This is a genomic window from Streptomyces sp. AcH 505, from assembly GCF_000818175.1.
Lineage (GTDB): Bacteria > Actinomycetota > Actinomycetes > Streptomycetales > Streptomycetaceae > Streptomyces.
Window position 1 is genome coordinate 23,367 of record NZ_JTIY01000001.1, and the last position, 17,773, is coordinate 41,139.

General features: G+C 72.1%; 21 protein-coding genes. 6 read left to right on the forward strand and 15 right to left on the reverse strand.

Annotated features, from left to right (window positions below; genetic code table 11):
- Positions 1–200 precede the first annotated feature (200 nt).
- The gene (locus HY68_RS44605) at positions 201–494 is read right to left on the reverse strand and encodes a hypothetical protein (RefSeq protein WP_041983154.1); all 294 of its coding nucleotides are present in this window, start codon (positions 492–494) and stop codon (positions 201–203) included.
- A gap of 6 nt (positions 495–500) precedes the next feature.
- Positions 501–674 carry a hypothetical protein gene (locus HY68_RS44610; RefSeq protein WP_241778433.1) on the reverse strand — a complete coding sequence of 58 codons (174 nt, stop codon included), beginning with the start codon at positions 672–674 and terminating at the stop codon, positions 501–503.
- Between the two features lie 89 nt (positions 675–763).
- On the opposite strand from HY68_RS44610, the gene HY68_RS00120 reads away from it, so the two are divergent.
- Positions 764–1,870 (forward strand): amidohydrolase family protein, encoded by a 1,107-nt coding sequence (locus tag HY68_RS00120; RefSeq protein ID WP_198533175.1) that lies wholly within the window; start codon positions 764–766, stop codon positions 1,868–1,870.
- Here HY68_RS00120 and HY68_RS00125 read toward each other — a convergent pair.
- Positions 1,800–2,567 carry a GntR family transcriptional regulator gene (locus tag HY68_RS00125; RefSeq protein WP_198533176.1) on the reverse strand — a complete coding sequence of 256 codons (768 nt, stop codon included), beginning with the start codon at positions 2,565–2,567 and terminating at the stop codon, positions 1,800–1,802. The genes HY68_RS00120 and HY68_RS00125 overlap by 71 nt on opposite strands.
- A gap of 42 nt (positions 2,568–2,609) precedes the next feature.
- Between HY68_RS00125 and HY68_RS00130 the strand changes: the two genes are divergently transcribed.
- A complete protein-coding gene (locus tag HY68_RS00130; RefSeq protein WP_041983156.1) occupies positions 2,610–3,269 on the forward strand; it encodes a UbiX family flavin prenyltransferase in 660 nt (219 codons plus the stop codon).
- Positions 3,262–4,449, forward strand: a complete 1,188-nt coding sequence (locus tag HY68_RS00135) for an XdhC/CoxI family protein (RefSeq protein WP_041983157.1) — start codon at positions 3,262–3,264, stop codon at positions 4,447–4,449. Before HY68_RS00130 ends, HY68_RS00135 begins: the two co-directional genes overlap by 8 nt.
- Before the next feature lie 63 nt (positions 4,450–4,512).
- On the opposite strand, the gene HY68_RS00140 is transcribed toward HY68_RS00135, so the two are convergent.
- Genes HY68_RS00140 through HY68_RS00150 form a run of 3 tightly spaced genes read right to left on the reverse strand, consistent with a single transcriptional unit; the run spans position 4,513 to position 6,825 of the window.
- Complete coding sequence (locus tag HY68_RS00140; RefSeq protein ID WP_107070039.1) at positions 4,513–4,923, reverse strand: Rid family hydrolase; 411 nt, start codon at positions 4,921–4,923, stop codon at positions 4,513–4,515.
- Positions 4,920–6,047: an enolase C-terminal domain-like protein gene (locus tag HY68_RS00145; protein ID WP_041983159.1), complete on the reverse strand. Its 1,128-nt coding sequence runs from the start codon at positions 6,045–6,047 to the stop codon at positions 4,920–4,922. Before HY68_RS00145 ends, HY68_RS00140 begins: the two co-directional genes overlap by 4 nt.
- Entirely contained in the window at positions 6,034–6,825 is a 792-nt protein-coding gene (locus tag HY68_RS00150) for a creatininase family protein (RefSeq protein ID WP_078863353.1), read from the reverse strand. The genes HY68_RS00145 and HY68_RS00150 overlap by 14 nt, the downstream gene beginning before the upstream one ends.
- A gap of 62 nt (positions 6,826–6,887) precedes the next feature.
- Here HY68_RS00150 and HY68_RS00155 point away from each other — a divergent pair, with 62 nt between their 5' ends.
- Positions 6,888–7,826: an ROK family protein gene (locus HY68_RS00155; RefSeq protein WP_041983161.1), complete on the forward strand. Its 939-nt coding sequence runs from the start codon at positions 6,888–6,890 to the stop codon at positions 7,824–7,826.
- Between the two features lie 53 nt (positions 7,827–7,879).
- Here HY68_RS00155 and HY68_RS00160 read toward each other — a convergent pair whose 3' ends face one another.
- From HY68_RS00160 to HY68_RS00180, 5 genes are all read right to left on the reverse strand, one after another.
- The gene (locus tag HY68_RS00160) at positions 7,880–8,704 is read right to left on the reverse strand and encodes an ATP-binding cassette domain-containing protein (RefSeq protein WP_041983162.1); all 825 of its coding nucleotides are present in this window, start codon (positions 8,702–8,704) and stop codon (positions 7,880–7,882) included.
- On the reverse strand, positions 8,701–9,585 hold the full coding sequence (locus tag HY68_RS00165; RefSeq protein WP_078863355.1) for an ABC transporter ATP-binding protein: 885 nt from the start codon (positions 9,583–9,585) through the stop codon (positions 8,701–8,703). Before HY68_RS00165 ends, HY68_RS00160 begins: the two co-directional genes overlap by 4 nt.
- A complete protein-coding gene (locus tag HY68_RS00170) occupies positions 9,582–10,493 on the reverse strand; it encodes an ABC transporter permease (protein WP_041983164.1) in 912 nt (303 codons plus the stop codon). Before HY68_RS00170 ends, HY68_RS00165 begins: the two co-directional genes overlap by 4 nt.
- A complete protein-coding gene (locus HY68_RS00175) occupies positions 10,490–11,416 on the reverse strand; it encodes an ABC transporter permease (protein ID WP_078863865.1) in 927 nt (308 codons plus the stop codon). Before HY68_RS00175 ends, HY68_RS00170 begins: the two co-directional genes overlap by 4 nt.
- 71 nt (positions 11,417–11,487) lie before the next feature.
- A complete protein-coding gene (locus tag HY68_RS00180) occupies positions 11,488–13,062 on the reverse strand; it encodes an ABC transporter substrate-binding protein (protein WP_041983167.1) in 1,575 nt (524 codons plus the stop codon).
- 54 nt (positions 13,063–13,116) lie between these two features.
- Between HY68_RS00180 and HY68_RS00185 the strand changes: the two genes are divergently transcribed.
- Positions 13,117–14,004, forward strand: coding sequence for an IclR family transcriptional regulator (locus HY68_RS00185; protein WP_078863356.1), 888 nt, complete (start codon positions 13,117–13,119; stop codon positions 14,002–14,004).
- Positions 14,001–15,029 (forward strand): serine hydrolase domain-containing protein, encoded by a 1,029-nt coding sequence (locus HY68_RS00190; protein ID WP_041983171.1) that lies wholly within the window; start codon positions 14,001–14,003, stop codon positions 15,027–15,029. The genes HY68_RS00185 and HY68_RS00190 overlap by 4 nt, the downstream gene beginning before the upstream one ends.
- Positions 15,030–15,036: 7 nt before the next feature.
- On the opposite strand, the gene HY68_RS00195 is transcribed toward HY68_RS00190, so the two are convergent.
- The 4 genes from HY68_RS00195 to HY68_RS00210 all read right to left on the reverse strand — a co-directional run.
- Positions 15,037–15,606, reverse strand: a complete 570-nt coding sequence (locus tag HY68_RS00195) for a hypothetical protein (protein WP_041983174.1) — start codon at positions 15,604–15,606, stop codon at positions 15,037–15,039.
- Positions 15,607–15,696: 90 nt separating this feature from the next.
- On the reverse strand, positions 15,697–16,530 hold the full coding sequence (locus HY68_RS00200) for an alpha/beta hydrolase (protein WP_041983176.1): 834 nt from the start codon (positions 16,528–16,530) through the stop codon (positions 15,697–15,699).
- A gap of 55 nt (positions 16,531–16,585) precedes the next feature.
- On the reverse strand, positions 16,586–16,984 hold the full coding sequence (locus HY68_RS00205; RefSeq protein WP_041983178.1) for a RidA family protein: 399 nt from the start codon (positions 16,982–16,984) through the stop codon (positions 16,586–16,588).
- Positions 16,981–17,773: acyl-CoA dehydrogenase (locus HY68_RS00210; protein ID WP_041983180.1), on the reverse strand; the 793-nt coding region annotated here is incomplete at its 5' end. The genes HY68_RS00205 and HY68_RS00210, both read right to left, overlap by 4 nt.

Below are 17,773 nucleotides of genomic sequence, written 5' to 3' on the forward strand. Positions count from 1 at the left end.
CTCGCCCCCGACGGTGCGCCGCGGATCGTCTTCGTCCACAGTCTGGCCCTGGACCGGTCGCTGTGGGCGGGGGTGACAGCCGCCCTCGAAGGCCGGGCGGAGATGGTGACGTACGACGCGCGGGGGCACGGCCGTTCGGGTCACCCGGTCGGGCCGTACACCACGGAGCAGTTCGCCGACGACCTGGCCGATCTGCTCGATCATCTCGGCTGGGCGGCGGCGACCGTGGTGGGCTGTTCCATGGGCGGCTGCGTGGCCCAGGCGTTCGCCGCCCGGTACCAGGACCGGAGCCAGGGTGCGCTGTTCGTCGACACCACCGCCTGGTACGGGCCGACCGCACGTGACGACTGGGCGGGACGGGCGGCGGCGGCCAGGGCGAAGGGGCTCGACTCGCTGATCCCCTTCCAGCTCACCCGCTGGTTCGGTGACGGGTTCCGGGCGGCGGAGCCGGCGTTGATGGCCCGGCTGACCGAGGTCTTCGTGGCCAACGACATCGAGTGCTACGCGGCGACCTGCGCGATGCTGGGCGCCGCCGACCTGCGGACGTCGGCCGCCGCCATCGGGCACCCGGCGGCCGTGCTGGTGGGCGAGGACGACCTGGCGACCCCGCCCGAGATGGCCAGGGCGCTCGCCGGACTGATCGGGGACGGGCCCGCCACGGTCGTGCCGGGCACCCGGCATCTCACCCCGCTGGAGAATCCGGCCGTCGTGGTCGAGGCGCTGGACGAGCTGCTGCGCCGTGCGGCGGCAGCCGGGGACCGTCATGACGGCGGGCGGGCCGCTGCCGGTGGTGGACATGCACGCCCACCACGTCGGTACGTACGCGATCGAGCGCATCCGCGAGGAGGGCGCCGCCCACCATGTCCGGTTGGTCACCTCGGAGGCCGGTGGGAAGCCGGTCACCCGGGTCGAGGTGGCCGGCAGGCCGAGCGGGCTGCCGCTGGTCCCCGCGCTCAGCGATGTGGCCGCGCGGCTGGACTGGATGGACGCGGCGGGCGTCGACATCCAGCTGGTCGCTCCCTGGATGGACCTCGCCGGGTACGAGCTGGACGCCGAGGACGGGCGCTGGCTGGCGGAGCTCCAGAACGAGTCGGCGGCCCGGCTGCGCGCCGAGCATCCCGGGCGGTTCCGTACGGCCGCGGCCGTGCCGCTCCAGCAACCGGAGCTGGCGGTGGCCGAGTTGCGCAGGGCCGTCATCGAACTGGGCCATTCGGCCGTGCAGATCGGCGCCCGGGTCGGCGAACTGGGGCTGGACGACGCGAGCCTTGACGTCTTCTGGGCCGCAGCCGAGGAGCTGGGGGTGCCGGTCGTCGTGCACCCGGCCGAGCTGGACGTACCGGAGCGGAGCAGGCGGCTGTTCCTGCACATCCTGGTCGGCAACCCGGCGGAGACGACGTTCGCCGCGGCGGCGCTGATGCTCGGCGGGGTGCTGGAGAAACATCCGGGACTGCGGGTGCTGCTGGTGCACGGCGGCGGGTTCGTGCCGTACCAGCTCGGCAGGCTGGAGCGCGGATTCAGCGCCGCGCCGCCCGCGTTCCGGGCGAAGGGCACCCGGAGTCCGCGCCAGGTGCTCGGCCAGCTGTACTTCGACTCCGTCCTGCACGACGACGCGGCCCTGCGCCATCTGGTGGGGGTGGCGGGCGCCGGGCGGGTGGTCATGGGCAGCGACTACCCGTTCCCGATGCGGGTCGACCGGCCCGTCCAAGCGCTGGAAGCGGCGGAGTTGGACGACGCCGGGCAGGCATCCGTGCTGGCGGGGGCCGGTCTGCTGGCGGGTGGCGGCGCTGCGGGCGCGGGTGTCAGTGCGGGAAGCCCGGCCACCCCGAGCGTTCGACCGCCGCGAGACCACGGTGCACGATGGAGCGCGTGAGGGCGGCGGCCAGCGGCCCCTCCCGGTCCTCGTACGCCTGGAGCAGCCGGCGGTGGTCGGCGACCGAGGTAGCAACGCGACCGGGCAGCGAGAGGCTGAGGTGGCGCAGCTGGAGCGTCCTGACGCCGACCGAGTCGAGGACGTCGCGTACGGTCTCGTTGGCCGCCAGCCGCGCCTCGGTGTTGCGGAACGCGACATTGGCCCAGAAGTACCCGTCCAGGTCTTCGGCGGCAGCGGCCTCTTCCAAGTCGTCCTGGGCGCGGCGCAGTTCGTCCAAGTCCCGGTCGGAGCAGCGGGCGACGATACGCCGGCTCACCAGCCCGTACAGCTCACCGCGCAGCTCGTATATCTCCCGCACCTCTTCGATGCCGAGCCGGCGCACCCGGGGCCGTTTGCGGGCGGCGATCTCGACGAGGCCTTCCCGTTCGAGGGTGGCGAGCGCCTCCCTCACCGGGGTCCTGCTGCTGCTGAACCGCCGTGCGAGCTCTACGGAGTTGAGGTCGTCGCCGGGCTTCAGCCGGCCCTCGATGATGGCCGCGCCGACGGAGAGCAGGATCTGCGCCCCGACGCTGTCGGGGTCCTCGGCCCTGCCGAGGACGCGCAGGATCTCGCGCTCCCCCGCGGTCAGGCCCGATCCGGCGAGCACGTCCCTCGACTGTTCCGCCCGGGAGCTGTCCGCCGCCTCGTCCACCGCCACTGCCGTGCATCCCCTCGTCGCCCTACCGTGAAAGGTCCCGCCATGGACGACCGTCACCGCACCACAGCCAGGATCCCCTGGGTCGTCGCCGTCACAGGGGCGAGCGGGACGCCCTACGCGGCGGCGGTCGTCCGGGGTCTGCTGGACGCGGATCAACCCGTCGACCTCGTGGTCAGCAAGGCCGCCCGGCTGACCATGCTAGACGAGACGGGGCTGACGTTCCGCGAGGCGCAGTGGGAGACGGACGTCAAGGCGTTCCTCGGCCGCGACCCCGGTGACATGAGGGTGTGGAAGGAGAACGACTTCACCGCGGGCCCGGCCAGCGGCAGTTACCGCACGCGCGGCATGGTGATCGTGCCGGCGACGACGGCGGTGGTCGCCGGGGTCGCCACGGGCATGAGCAAGGATCTCGTGCAGCGGGCGGCCGACGTCACGCTCAAGGAGCGCAGACGGCTGGTGATCGTGCCGCGTGAGGCGCCGCTGCGCCGGGTCACCCTCCAGCAGATGGCCGACCTGTCGGGTGAGGGAGCCGTGATCCTGCCTGCCTCGCCCGGCTTCTACGCGGGCGGCCAGGACGTCCAGCAGCTGATCGATTTCGTCGCGGGCAAGGTGCTCGACGTGATCGACGTGCCGCACACGCTGTACACGCGCTGGAGCGGCACGCTCGGTGCGGCACGCACGGAGGGAGACCACGATGCGTGAGATCACCCCCCAGCTGCGCGAACTGCTGCGCACGGGAACGCCGTTCGCCTTGGCCACCGTCGTGGGCGTACACGGCAGCGCGCCGCGCGGTCCGGGCGCCGCGATGGCGGTTGCCGCCGACGGGCGGGTCGTCGGCAGCGTCTCCGGCGGCTGTGTGGAGGGCGCGCTGTACGAAGCGGCGACGGAGGTGCTGGCGAACGGCGAGGCGCGGACGGAGACGTACGGGATCAGCGACGGGGACGCGTTCGCCGTGGGCCTGACCTGTGGCGGCACGCTGGAGGTCCTGATCCGGCCGTACGGGACCCAGCCGCGCGGCGGGTCGGCCCCCACGCCCGGTCTGCTGGACCTGCTGGACGCCGTCGAGCGGGGAGAGCCGGTCGCCGTGGCCACCGTGACGGCGGGATCGGCCCCGCTGGGCGCTCAGCTCGTGATCAGAACAGAGACCGGAGCGGGGACAGGGACAGCGGGGACGGGAATCGACGGCGGGTCGGCCGACGGCTCGCTGGGCCATCCCTGGCTCGACCGCGCGGTCGCCGACGACGCCCGGGGGCTGCTCGCGCAGGGCACTCCGGCCGTACGGCGGCATTACGGGGCGCGCGGCCAGCGCAGGATGGACGACGTGGCGGTCTTCATCCAGGCGTTCCGGCCGCCCGCGCGGATGCTGGTCTTCGGTGCGATCGACTACGCGGCCGCGACCGCCCGGATGGGCGCCTTCCTCGGCTATCGCGTGACGGTGTGTGACGCGCGTCCCGCGTTCGCGACGCCCGAGCGGTTCCCCGCCGCCGACGAGGTCGTCCGTGCCTGGCCGCACGACTATCTGGCGCGGACGGTGGTCGACGGGCGGACGGTGGTGTGTGTGCTGACGCACGACCCCAAGTTCGACATCCCGCTGCTGCTGGCCGCGTTGCGTACCCCGGCCGGCTATCTCGGGGTGATGGGCAGCCGGCGTACGCACGAGGACCGGCTGGCCCGGCTCCGCGAGGAGGGGGTGGGCGAGGCGGACCTGGCGCGGCTGGCCTCCCCCATCGGGCTGGACCTGGGCGCCCGTACCCCGGAGGAGACGGCGGTCTCCATCGCGGCCGAGATCATCGCCACCCGCTGGGGCGGCACGGGCCGCCGGCTCTCCGAGCTGTCGGGCGGGATACACCGGGACCTGACGGCGCCGAAGGTAGAAGCCTGACGGCCCGCCGCACCGAAGCGCGACGGGCCGTCAGGCCGGACAGTTGAGTAAGGCCGGAGAGGGTCAGTCCGGCAGGACGGCCACGACGTCGATCTCCACGAGGATGTTCATCAGGTCGGAGCCCACCGTCGTACGGACCGGGTAAGGCTCGGCGAAGAACGTCCGGTAGGCCGCGTCGTACTCGGCGAAGTCCCGCCGCAGATGCTGCAGATGCACCGTCACCTTGACGACGTCGTCCAGGGTGAGGCCGCGCTCGGCCAGCACCGCAGAGACGTTCTTGAGCACCTGCCGGGTCTGGTCCCCGACCTGCTCGGGCACCTCTCCGGTCGCCGGGTCCTTGGGGCCGAACCCCGCCGTGTAGAGGAAGCCGCCCGCCACCACGCCCTGGCTGTAGGCCCCGGCCGGCTGGGGCGCCCGCTCCGTGTGTACCGCTTCCTTGCTCACCCGGTCAGAACTCGTCCAGTCAGAAGTCATCCGGTCAGATCGCCTTCCCGCTCGTTGACCCCGGCGAAGTGGCGCAGCTTCTCCTCGTCCACGCTCACCCCCAGGCCGGGTCCTGTCGGCACCCGCAGACGGCCGTCCGCGAGGTGCAGCGGCTCGATGATGTCGTCCGCGTGCAGGTAGTACATGCTGTCGATCGCGCGGGAGAGCACGGGGGTGCTGGAGACGACCGCGAGATGCGCCGCCGTCGCGATGCCCAGCTCACCGCCGCTGTGCAGGTTCATGCCGAGTCCGAACGTCTCGCAGTGCGCGGCGAGCGCCTTGGTGGCCGCGATGCCGCCCCACTTGTAGACGTCGCCGTGGATGACGTCGACCGCGTTGAGCCGCATCGCGGGGGCGAAGTCCTCGAACCGTACGACGCACATGTTGGTGCACAGCGGTATCCGGACCTTCGCCTTCACCTGGCTCATGCCCTCGATGCCGACGCAGGGGTCCTCCAGATATTCGAGGTCCAGCTCTTCGAGGGCGATCCCGGCGCGCACCGAGTCGGGAACCGACCAGGCCGCGTTCGGGTCCACCCGCAGATTGACGGTGGGCAGGGCGGCGCGCAGCGCCCGCAGGATGGCCACGTCGCCCGCGACATCGGTGGTGCCCTTGAGCTTGACGGCGCTGAAGCCGCCTTCCTCGACCACGCGGGTCGCGTGCTCGGCGAGCTGTCCCGGCAGGGCGTCGGCGCTCGCGCCGGGCGCGTCGGCGCGGGTCACCAGAGCGGTGATGGGGACCTCGTCCCGTACCGGCCCGCCCAGCAGGTCGGTGAGGGACTGTCCTGTGGCCTTGCCCATGGCGTCCCAGCAGGCCACGTCGAGGGCGGCGATCGCCGCGTACCCGAGGTAGCCGTGGAAGAAGGGCACCATGTGCTGCTTGCGGTGGAAGCTCTCCAGGGCGAACGGGCTGGTGCCGATCAGATCGTCGGCCATCGCCCGGACGATCGCGGCGACCGGACGGCCCCACATCGTCTCGCCCCAGCCCTCGACCCCGTCGTCGGTGCGGATCCGCACCACGGTCCTGGTCTCCCCGGTCTTCGTCTCGAAAGAGCTGGTGAACGGGTTGATCAGGGGCAGGTTGACCACCCATACGTCGACGTCAGTGATCTTCATTCTTCTCCTCAGCTGGGATGGTGGCCGCGTCGAACGCACGGATCGCCCGGGCGAGTCCCCGGGCCCTGTCGTCCAGCAGCCGGCGCCCCGCGGTGGCGTCGGCGCCGGAGGCGTCGTCGGTCGATCCGCCGACCCGAGCCCATTCGCCGTGGCGCTCCACGGTCAGGCCCGGATACGGCGGGTTGTCGAAAAGCGGTGGTGGCTCGACCGGGGCCCTGGCGGCGACCGGGGTACGGACGAGTTCCGGGTGGGCGGCGAGCATCAGGGAGGTCTCGAACCAGCCCGCGTGGCCGGGCGTGACCTCGGGCCTCGCCCCGTCCGGCTCGCCGTCGCCGGCCGTGACCGTCCAGTACGAGCAGGCGGCGACGGTCACGTCGGCCCGCAGCGCGAAGCGCTTCACGGCCAGCCGCATGATCTCGTCGTTGCCGCCGTGGCCGTTGACGACCATGATCCGCCGGTAGCCGCTGGTCACCAGCGAGTCCAGTACGTCGTCCAGGACGGCGCCGAGGGTGGCGGCCGACAGCGAGACGGCCGCGGCGAACAGGTGGTGCGGGCTGTGGCCGAACGGCAGGGCGGGCAGCCGCACCAGTTCCGACGCCGTCGGGTCGTCGGCGAGGAGCGCCGCGGCCCCGTCCAGCACGGCCTCCGCGAGGAGGGTGTCGGTGCCCATCGGCAGGTGGGCGGCGTGCTGCTCCTGCGATCCGATGGGCAGCAGCGCGATCCCGCGCTCACCGGATCCGCGCACTTCGCGCCAGGTCAGCCCGGTCAGATCTCTCACAGCGCTACCCCCTGGAAACACTGTCGTGGCAGAGTCGGCGCATGGTCCATGAAGGTTCTCCGTTGCGGTTGGTGCCCGAGCCCGCGCCGGGTCCTGTCGCGCCCCGCCCGCCACGGACGCTCGGCGCTGTCGAACTGGTGCCCGGACGAGTGCGGGCCGCGGTGCTGACGATGTCCGGCACGGTGCTGCGCAGAGCCGAGGCGTCCTACGACGCCGGCACGGCCCTGCCCGCCGACATCGACTCGGCGCTCGCGCTGGCCGCCGAGGTCTTCGCCGGCTACGCCCCGGTCGGGGTCGGCGTGGCGGCGGCCGGGATCGTCGATCCGGCCGCGGGTCTGATCAACGAGGTCAACGACGTACCGGCACTGCACGGCTATCCGGTGACCGCCCGGCTCGCCGCGCTGACCGGCGCACCGGTGCGGGTCGAGCACCGGGCCAGACTCCAGGTGCTCGGCGACCGGTGGTTCGGCGCGGGGCGTGGCCGCCGTACGTTCGCCTCGGTGTCGACCGGCGAGGTGCTGGGCGTCGGCATCCTGTACGACGGCGAAGTGCTCGCCCCGGCGGGCGGGCGCAGCGGCGCGCACATGACCGTGTCGGCCAGCGGCGAGGCGTGCACCTGCGGCGGGCGCGGCTGCTGGAAGACGGTGGCCACCACCCGCTGGCTGCGTGACCGCGCCCGTACGGCCGGGCTCGGCGAGGGCGCCACGCTCGCCGCGCTGGTGGAGCGCGACGACGAGCCGGCCCGCCGGACGGTCGAGGAGTACGCGGAGAACGTCGCGCTGGGGCTGATCAACGTCCAGCAGCTCTTCGCACCGGGCCTTTTCGTCCTGCACGGAGAGGCACGGGAGGGCGGCGAGCGGTTCCGCACCCTCATCGAGGAGCGGCTGCGCTCCGACGTCGCCTCGGTCGGCGCCGAGCTGCCGCAGGTGCTGGTGAGCGGCGCCGCGGTGGACGATGTGGCGCTGCTGGGCGGTGCGGGTCTGGTGCTGTCCCATCTCTAGGGAGGCCGTCGACCGCGCCGCCGCCGGCCGGGTCACCTCTGGACGCCCCACGGCTACACCGCCTCCGTGTGGGGGCGGTCCCTGGTGCGGCGGGCACGGCGCGGGTCCGGTACGGGCACGGCGTCGAGCAGCTGCCGGGTGTACGGGTGCTGCGGATCGCCGAAGACATCGGCGGCCGAGCCGACCTCCACCAGCTTGCCGTGCCGCATGACGGCGACCCGGTCGGCCACCTGCCGCACGACGGCGAGGTTGTGCGAGACGAAGACGTAGGTGAGTCCGAGCCGCTGTTGCAGTTCCGCCAGCAGATCGAGGACCTGCGCCTGGACGGATACGTCGAGGGCGCTGGTGGGTTCGTCGAGCACCACGAGCCGGGGTTCGAGGGCGAGCGCGCGGGCGATCGAGACGCGCTGGCGCTGGCCGCCGGAGAACTCGTGCGGGTAGCGGTCCTGGATCGCGGCGGGCAGCCCCACCGACTCCAGCAGCTCACCGACGCGTTCGCGGGTACGGGCCCTGCCGCGCCGGCCACGGGCCGCCGGGTCGTGGGTGATCAGCGGCTCGGCGACGATGTCCGTGATCCGCATGCGCGGGTTCATGCTGGAGTACGGGTCCTGCAGCACCACCTGCATCTGGCGGCGCACGGCGCGCAGTTGGGCCGGTGACAGGGCGGCGAGGTCCTGCCCGTCGAACCGTACGCTTCCGGCGGTCGGCTCAAGGAGCCGCAGCAGCAGCCGGGTCAGGGTGGTCTTGCCGCAGCCCGACTCGCCGACCAGGGCGAGGGTTTCGCCCTCGGTCACGGTCAGGGACACTTCGTCGACCGCCACATTGGCCGGCCTGCCGCCGAACTCCTTGCGCAAACCGTCCAGTTCGAGCAGCGTCATGCCGACTCCAATCGTGGGGTGGCGTCCAGCAGCCGCCGTGTGTAGTCCTCGGCGGGGTGGTCGAAGACGTCCATGACGTCCCCGCTCTCCACGACGCGGCCCGCGTTCATGACGACGACCCGGTCGGCCGTCTCGGCCACCACCCCGAGGTCGTGGGTGATCAGTACGACGGCCATGCCGTGCCGTTCCTGGAGTGCCACGAGCAGATCGAGGATCTGCCGCTGCACGGTGACGTCGAGCGCGGTGGTCGGCTCGTCGGCGATGAGCACGCGCGGCCGGCCCACCAGCGCCGTCGCGATCATCACGCGCTGCCGAAGCCCGCCGGACAGCTCGTGCGGATACTGCCGGTAGCGGCGTTCCGGGTCGGGGATGCCGACCTCGTCGAGCGCGGCGACGGCGGCCTCCTTGGCCTCGGCGCGTGAGACGCCCCTGTGGTGCCTGAGCACCTCGGCCACCTGGGTGCCGACGCGCTGGAGCGGGTCGAGGCTGGTCATCGGATCCTGGAAGATCATGGCGATGTCATGGCCCCGGATCGCGCAGAGTTCCTTCTCGCTCAGGGCGAGCAGGTCGCGTCCGGCGAAGCGGATCTCACCGCCCGCGTACACACACGGCGGGGCGGGGTTGAGCCGCAGCACGGACAGCGCGGTGGCGGTCTTGCCGCTGCCGGACTCCCCCACCACGGCCAGGGTCTCGCCCGCGCCGACCTGGAGGCTGACGCCCTGGACGGCGTGCACGGTGGAGGTGTCGAGCCTGAAGTCGACGCTGAGGTCGTCGATTTCGAGCACGGGCGCGGTTTCAGGCACAGGCGCGGTCTCACGTACCGGCGGAGTCTCACGTACGGGCCAGGTCTCACGTACGGGCGGGGTGCGGTCTGTTGTCATCGGCGGTACGCCTTCGGGTCCGCGACGTCGCGCAGGGCGTCGCCGGTGATGTTGACGGCGAGCGAGGTGATCATCAGGGCGACCCCGGGGAACACCGCGACCCACCAGGAGGTGCCGAGGTAGAGCTGGCCGTCGGCGAGCATCGAGCCCCAGGTGACGGTCTCCTTGGGCACACCGAGTCCCAGGTAGCTCAGGGACGCCTCGGCGACGATGGCGGCGGCGATGTGCAGGGTGCCGATGGTGGCGAGCGGGGCCATCACGTTGGGCAGCAGATGGCGACGCATGATGGCGCCGTCGGTGACCCCGATCGCGCGGGCCTCGGTGATGAAGTCACGCGAGCGCAGCGACATCACCTCGGAGCGCACGACACGGGCGTACGACACCCAGCCGGTGAAGCCGAGCACGAGGATCACGTACCAGAGCCCCGAGCCGAGGAAGCCGACGATCGCCAGGGCCAGCAGGATGGCGGGGAAGGCGAGTTGGACGTCGGCGAGCCGCATGAGCACCCGGTCGAGCCAGCCGCCGAAGTAGCCGGAGGCGAGTCCGACGACGGTGCCGATCACGCCGGCCAGCAGCGCGGCGCCCGCGCCGACGAGCAGCGAGATCCGGGTGCCGTAGATGACACGCGAGAGCATGTCGCGGCCGAGCTGGTCGGTGCCGAGCAGATGGGCGCCGCTGCCCCCGGACTGCCAGGCCGGCGGCTTCAGCCGGAGCAGCAGGTCCTGGGCGTTGGGGTCGTACGGGGCGATCAGCGGTGCGAAGATCGCGAAGATCAGCATGATCGCGAGTACCGCGAGCGCGACGACGGCGAGCTTGTTGCGCAGCAGGGTCCGCAGGGCGGCGGCGCGTGGGCCGCGCTCCGCTGCCGTCGCCGCCGGTGCGGCGGCTGCCGGTGTGGTGACGGTCATCGGGACGTCCTCACCCTCGGGTCGAGGAAGCTGTAGGAGAGGTCGACGAGCAGGTTCACCACGACGAAGGTGGCGGCGAAGAACAGCACGGTGGCCTGGACGAGCGGGAAGTCGCGGTGCGAGATGGCCTCGATCGTGAGCTGTCCGACACCCGGCCAGGAGAAGACCTGTTCGGTGAGGATCGCGCCGCCCAGCAGGCTGCCGACCTCAAGTCCGATCACGGTCACCACCGGCAGCGAAGCGTTGCGCAGGCCGTGTGTGAGCACGACCTTGACCGGGCCGAAGCCCTTGGCGCGCGCGGTGCGGATGTGGTCCGAGGACAGGACGTCGATCAGTGACGAGCGCAGCAGCCGCGCGACGACGGCGACGGAGTACACGGCGAGGGTCACCGCGGGCAGCACCAGATTGGCGAACGTGCCGTACCCGGAGGCGGGCAGGGCGTGCAGGCCGACGGCGAAGACCAGGATCAGCAGGATGCCGACCCAGAACGGCGGGGTCGACTGGCCGAGCAGCACCCCGGTCATCACACCGCGGTCGGAGGCCCTGCCGCGCCGCATCGCCGCGAAGATCCCGGCGGGGATGGCGATGACGAGCGTCACCACCAGTGCGGCTGCGGCCAGTTGGAGGGTGGCGGGCAGCCGGTCGGCGAGCACCGTGCGCACCGGTTCGTTGTAGAAGAGGGAGTTGCCGAAGTCGAGGCGGGGCAGTCCCCACAGGAAGTCGACGTACTGGGAGAACAGCGACCGGTCGAGGCCCAACGAGCCGCGCAGTACGGCTTCCTGATGGGCCGTCGCGTCCGGCGGCAGCAGCAGTTTGACGGGGTCGCCGGAGAGCCTGACCAGGAAGAAGGAGACGGTCGCCGTACACAGCAGGACGAGCAGCGCGGTGCCGAGCCTGAGCAGGACGGTGCGCAGCAGCCGCATCCCCGCCCGGTCGCGGGTACGTTCCTGCGGCTCGCCGGCCGTCTGCGGCCGTTGCTGGAGGGAGAGTTCGGTCATCGGGAGACCTCCGCGCCCGCCATGGCGAGTACGCCCGCGGGACCCGGCTTCCAGCGGGGCCGCTGGTTGCGGGCGTAGATGTTGTCGAGCTGGTAGAGGAAGACGAAGGGCGCTTCCTGCCGCATCAGCCGTTGCAGGTCGGAGAAGGCCTTGGTGCGCTCGGCGGGGTCGACGGAGAGTTCCTCGATGTCGACGAGCCGGTCCGCCTCCTTGGAGTGCCAGCGGCTCTGCCTGCGGTCGCTGCGTACGTTCGACTGGATCATGCTCTCGCCGTCCAGCGTCCAGATGGTGCTGGCCGCGAGGTACATCGGGCCGAGCGCCGCGTGGTTGGCCGAGGTGAGCCTGCTGGAGTAGGTGCCGGGGTCGAGCAGGTCGACCTTGGCGTCCACCCCTGCCTTGGCGAGGAGCCCGGACAGGGCCTCCGCGACGTTGGAGTCGATGTTGGAGGCGGTGAGCGTGGTGCTGAAGCCGTGCGGATAGCCGGCTTCGGCGAGCAGCGCGCGTGCCGTCTTCACCGAGCGGGTGAACGGCTTGACCGACGGGTCGAAGCCGAAGGCGCCGTGCGGGATCATCGCGGGCACTTCACGCGCCTTGCCGCCGAGCACCGCTTTGATCAACAGCGGTACGTCGATGGCGTGGTTGAGCGCCTGGCGCACCCGCCGGTCGCTGAGCGGCCCCTTGTCCAGGGTGTTCAGGGACAGGTAGGAGGTGCGGATCCCGGTGTAGCCGTCCAGGGTGACCCCGGTGTAGCCGTCGAGCTGCTGCGCCGCGTCGGGGGTGAGTCCGGCGACGAGGTCGACGCCGCCGCTCTGGAGGGCGGCGAGCGAGGACGAGGCGTTGGGTGCTGGGCTGAAGACCAGTTCGTCCACATGCGGGCGGCCCGCCCAGTGTTTCGGGTAGGCCCGCATGCGCAGTTCGTGGTCGCGCTGCCAGCTGACGAAGGTGAACGGGCCCGTGCCGACGGGGTGGGCGGCGAAGCCCTGGTCGCCGACGTCGGCCAGATAGCGCGGCGGTACGGCGACCCCACCGAACAGGGAGAGCTTGTCGGGCAGGATCGGGTCGTGCAGCGTGGTGTGCACATCGACGGTCAGCGGGTCGACGACGGCGACGTCCTTCACGTAACGCAGCTCGACGATCGGCGACTTGGTCTTGGGGTCGAGCAGCCGCTCGATGGAGAACTTGACCGCGGCCGCGTCACACACCTCGCCGTTGTGGAACGTCACGCCGGGGCGCAGGGTGAAGCGCCAGGTGCGTTCGTCGCGCGCGGTCCAGGACAGCGCGAGCCGTGGGTGCAGTTTGTTGTCGGCGCCCCGGGTGGTGAGGGTGTCGAACATGTTGATCAGGGCGTTCATCGAGACCATGTCGCCCTGTTTCTGCGGGTCCATGGTCACGGGGTCCCCGGGCTGCGACACCCGCAGGACGTTGCCCGCGCTGCTCGCGGGGTTGGCGCCGCACCCCGTCAGGAGCGCGGGCGCGGCCACGGCCGGCACGACCAGGCCGCCGAGGCGCAGGACGTCGCGGCGGCGTGGGCCGCTGCGGTCCACGGCCCGCCCTTGACGTATTCGTTCCATTGAACAACACATCCGTTCCGGCAGATGGAATGCGGTTGGGTTAAGCTAAGCGACATGTCGAAAGCGGTCAACACCCGTGCCAGCGAGCCAGAGCCCGCGAAGGGCCCCGTCGACAAGGCGATGGAGGTGCTCGAAGCACTCGTACAGGCCGGTGGGCCACACCGGTTGGGCGATATCGCACGCCGCACAGGACTCACCAAACCGACTGTCCACCGCCATCTGAGAACGCTCGCCGAGTACGGCTTCGCGCAGCCGGCCGAGGGCGGCAGCTACCGCGCGGGTCCCCGGCTGCTCGGGCTCGCCGCAGCGGCGCTGGACGACAGCAGGGATCTCGCGCTCGCCCGGCCCGTCCTGGCCGATCTGCGCCGGCGCACCGGACTGCTCGCGCGGTACGCCGTGCGCAGCGGCGACGAAGCCGTCCTGCTCGCCGGGTCGGAGCCGGCCAGGGAGTACCGGATGAGCGGGCGCCCCGGCGGCCGGACCCCGCTGCACAGCAGCGGCGTGGGCCTCGCGATGCTCTCGGCCCTGCCGCCGCAGGAGACGGCGGCCCTGCTCGACACCGGGCGGCTGGCCGCGCGTACCCCGCGCACCCCCACCGAACCCGCCGCGCTGCGCGCGCTGCTGCGGGAGGCGGCCCGGGTCGGTTACGCCGTGGACGACGAGTACGACGAGCCGGACGTACGGTCGGTAGCGGCCCCCGTCCTCGACGCCGAGGGACAGGTGGTGGGCGCGATCGGCGTCTGCGGCCTCACCTTCACCCTCGACGAGCGGAACGTGGAGCTGTTCGGTCCGATGGTGCGCGCCGCGGCCCGTACGGTCTCGGCCGGCCTGGGCAGCGCGCCCCGGACGCCGTTCCTCGTCGCGGACACGGCAACGGTCACAGCAGCAGGGGATACGGCAGCGGACGCGACGGTCGACGGGAAGGCCGGTGAGTTCGCGTGAGCGCCCTCGGCGACATCCTGGCGGCGGGCCGCACCCGCCGGGCGTACTCGGGCGCCGCGTGGTCCGTCGGCACGGCGGCGGGGCCGCTGGACCGCGGCTGGACCGGCACCCGCGCCTGGGACGGCCCCGCGCTCACCGGGGACGAGTTGTGGGACCTCGCCTCGGTGACCAAACCCGTCGTCGGACTCGCCGTGATGGCGCTGGTCGAGCGCGGCACGCTGGATCTCGCGGGCACGGCGGGCCAGTATCTGCCGGCGTACCGGGGCGGCGACAAGGCCGGCCTCACCGTCCACCAACTGCTCACCCACACCTCGGGACTGCCGGGCCAGGTCCGGCTCTACCGCGAACACCCCACCCGCGAGGCGCTGTTGGAGGCGCTGCGGCTGCTGCCGCCGCGCTCGGCCCCCGGCGTCCGGGTGGAGTACTCCTCGCAGGGCTTCATCCTGCTCGGACTGATCGCGGAGAGCGCGGCCGGCGAGCCGCTGGACACGCTGGTGGACCGGCTGGTGTGCGCACCGCTCGGGATGAAGGACACCGGTTTCAACCCCGACGCGGCAGGCCGTGCGCGGGCCGTCGCCACGGAGGACTGCCCGTGGCGCGGGCAGGTGGTGGCGGGTGAGGTGCATGACGAGAACGCGGTGGTACTGGGCGGAGTCGCCGGGCACGCCGGTCTGTTCGCACCGCTCGCCGATGTGGAGCGGCTCGGGCAGTCACTCGCCGGCGGGGCGAAGGAGCTGCTGCGCCCGGAGACCTTCGCGCTGATGACGGCCGCCCACACGGACTCTCTCGCGCTGCGGCGCGGACTCGCCTGGCAGGGCCAGGACCTGGTCGGCTCGCCCGTCGGCCCTTCGCTCGGCCCCGACTCGTTCGGCCACACCGGTTTCACCGGGACGAGCGTCTGGGTGGATCCGGCGACCGGCCGCTACGCGGTTCTGCTGACGAACCGGGTGCACCCTTCGCGGGACGGCGAAGGCATCGTGGCCGTACGGCACGCGTTCCACACCGCGGCGGCCACCGTGACCTGACGAAGCATCAATGATGCGTCATGGCCGGGGCGTTGGCCGCCGCCGACAGTGCCCGGTCCATGCGCTCAAGGCGGTCGAGGTTGCGGCCGCGCAGCCACAGCATCCAGCTGTCGAAGACGATCGCGAACACCAGCAGCGCCATGGCCGGCGTCCACGCCCCGAGCAGCACGCCGAGCACCGGCGGGGCGAACATCAGCACCAGCAGCGGCCCGAACAGCCAGGAGTAGCGGCCCATCCGGCGCCGCCGGTGGATCACCAGCCGGTGCATCGCGGCCCGTTCGGCCGGGTCGGCGGGGACCAGGCCGTGCTGGAGGCCGTGTTCCACCGACAGGTGCTCGCCGGCCGAGACGCCGCCCATGGCCGACCGGTCGCCGCGGCGCCGCAGTGCGTCGATCCCCGCGCCGAGCGCGGTCCAGAAGACGCTCTGCACCAGCCACCACACGAGGGACTGGTCCGGCCGGATCAGCCGGATGACGGCAGCGACCAGCAGGAAGCAGCCGCCGAGCTGCCCCGGCAGGCTGCGCAGCAGCACATCCGCCGTCGTCTTGACGGCCGTCCTGGCTCTGATCGCCCTCATATCGGCGAACTCCCCTCGAAATCCTGGCTCTTGTCCCTTTGCGGGTACCCCGGGGAGGCAGGGGTACCCAGCGGGTCCCAGGTCGTGTTCCTAGCCGGGCTCGGCGATGAACTCCCGCAGGACGGTGGCGAGCAGTTCCGGCTGGTCCTCGCTGATGAGGGTGCGGCTGTCCGCGATCTCCACCAGCCGGCCGCGCGGTAGTACGTCGGCCAGTCTGCGGCCGTGTTCGCGCGGCATCATCAGATCCTCCGCGGCCCACACCACCAGCGCCGGTTTGTCGAACGTCCGCATTCCGTCGACCGCTTCGAGCAGTTCCGTCCTGCGCACACCGAGGGTGTAGCGGCGGAAGTCCTCCCTGATCGCCTTGTCGGTACGCAGCGGACGCAGCCAGCCATCGACGATCTCGTCGGGCACTGGCCGCTTCGTCAGCGCGCCGAGGCCGACGGGGAGCCGGCGCAGCGCCCTGACGCCGAGCGTGCGGACCAGCAGGGGGATACCGCCGGGCAGCCTGGCCGCGACGCCGATCAGCTTGCCGGGCAGCCCGGGCGGGTAGTTGTCGAACGCCTCGCAGGAGATCAGGACGAGTCTGCCGAGCCGTTCGGGGTGCTGTCCCGCCACGGTCTGGGCCCGTCCGCAGTCGCTCTCCACGAGGGTGACGTCGCGCAGGTCGAGCCGGTCGAGGAATTCGACGACGAGTTCGTTGACGGCGTCCGGGTCGAGGGGCACGTCCGGGCTCATCGGCCTGCGGTGCGCGCCGTACGGCAGCGTCGGTGCGACACAGCGGTGGTCGGTCCGCAGATCGGCGATGACGTGGCGCCACACCGTGGCGTCGTGGACCAGACCGTGCAGCAGGACGACGACGGGACCTTCGCCCCCGGTGTCCTCGTAGGCGATCGGTCCTGCGGTGAGTTCGATGTCGGGCATCACAGCTCCCTCCGGATCGGCGTCAGGGAAGGACGGGTGTCAGGGAAGGACGGCGTCAGGGAAGGACGGCGATGCCGTCCAGTTCGACCTGTGCCTGTTCGTCCCAGAGCCGGACGACCCCGATCACCGCCATGGCCGGGTAGTCGCGGCCCGCCAGCCGCTGCCAGACCCGGCCGAGATCGGCGGCGTGCGCGCGGTAGTCGGCGACGTCGGTCGCGTAGACCGTCACCCTGGCGAGATCGGCGGGTGCGCCGCCGGCCGCGGCGAGCGCGTCGAGCAGATTGGTCAGCGCCGTCTCGAACTGGTCGGTGACGGTCTCCCCGACCACCTTCCCCGCCGTGTCGAGCGCGGTCTGTCCTGCCAGGAACACCAGGGTGCCGCCGGTCGCGGTGACGGCGTGCGAGAAGCCGGACGCCGGGGACAGCTCCTCGGGGTTGATGCGCTCCAGGCTCATGCGTACAGCTCCTTGGCGATGATGGTGCGCTGGACCTCGGTGGCACCCTCATAGATACGCGGTGCCCGCACCTCACGGTAGAGGTGTTCCAACAGATGACCCTGTTGCAGCGCGCGTGCACCGTGCAGCTGTACGGCCGAGTCGACGACGTACTGGGCCGTCTCGGTGGCGAACAGCTTCGCCATGGCCGAGCGCGCCGGGACGTCGGGGGCGCCCTCGTCGTACGCCGCGGCCGCCGCGTACACCAGCAGCCGGGCCGCCTCGGTGCGGGTCGCCATCTCCGCGACCTGGTGCGACACGGCCTGGAGGTCCTTGAGCGGGCCGCCGAACGCGGTGCGCCCCGCGGTGTGCGCGAGGGTCGCGTCGATGGCGGCCGTCGCCATCCCGACGGCGAAGGCGCCGACGCTGGGGCGGAAGAGATTCAAGGTGTTCATCGCGACCCGGAAGCCGTGGCCGGTCTCGCCGAGCACATCGCCCCGGGTGACGGGTACGGCGTCGAAGGCCAGGGCGCCGATGGGATGCGGCGAGAGCATCGCGAGGGGCGTGCCGGTCAGCCCAGGACGGTCGGCGGGTACGAGGAAGGCGGTGATCCCCCGCGCGCCTGATCCACCGCCGGAGCCACCGCCTGATCCACCGCCGGACCCACCCTGTGCCCCGTCGCCCGTGTCACCGGTACGGGCGAACACCGTGTAGAAGTCCGCGTCGGGCGCGTTGGAGATCCAGCGCTTCTCCCCCGTCAGCAGCCAGCCGTCCCCGTCCGCCTCGGCCCGCAGGGCGAGCGCCGCCGCG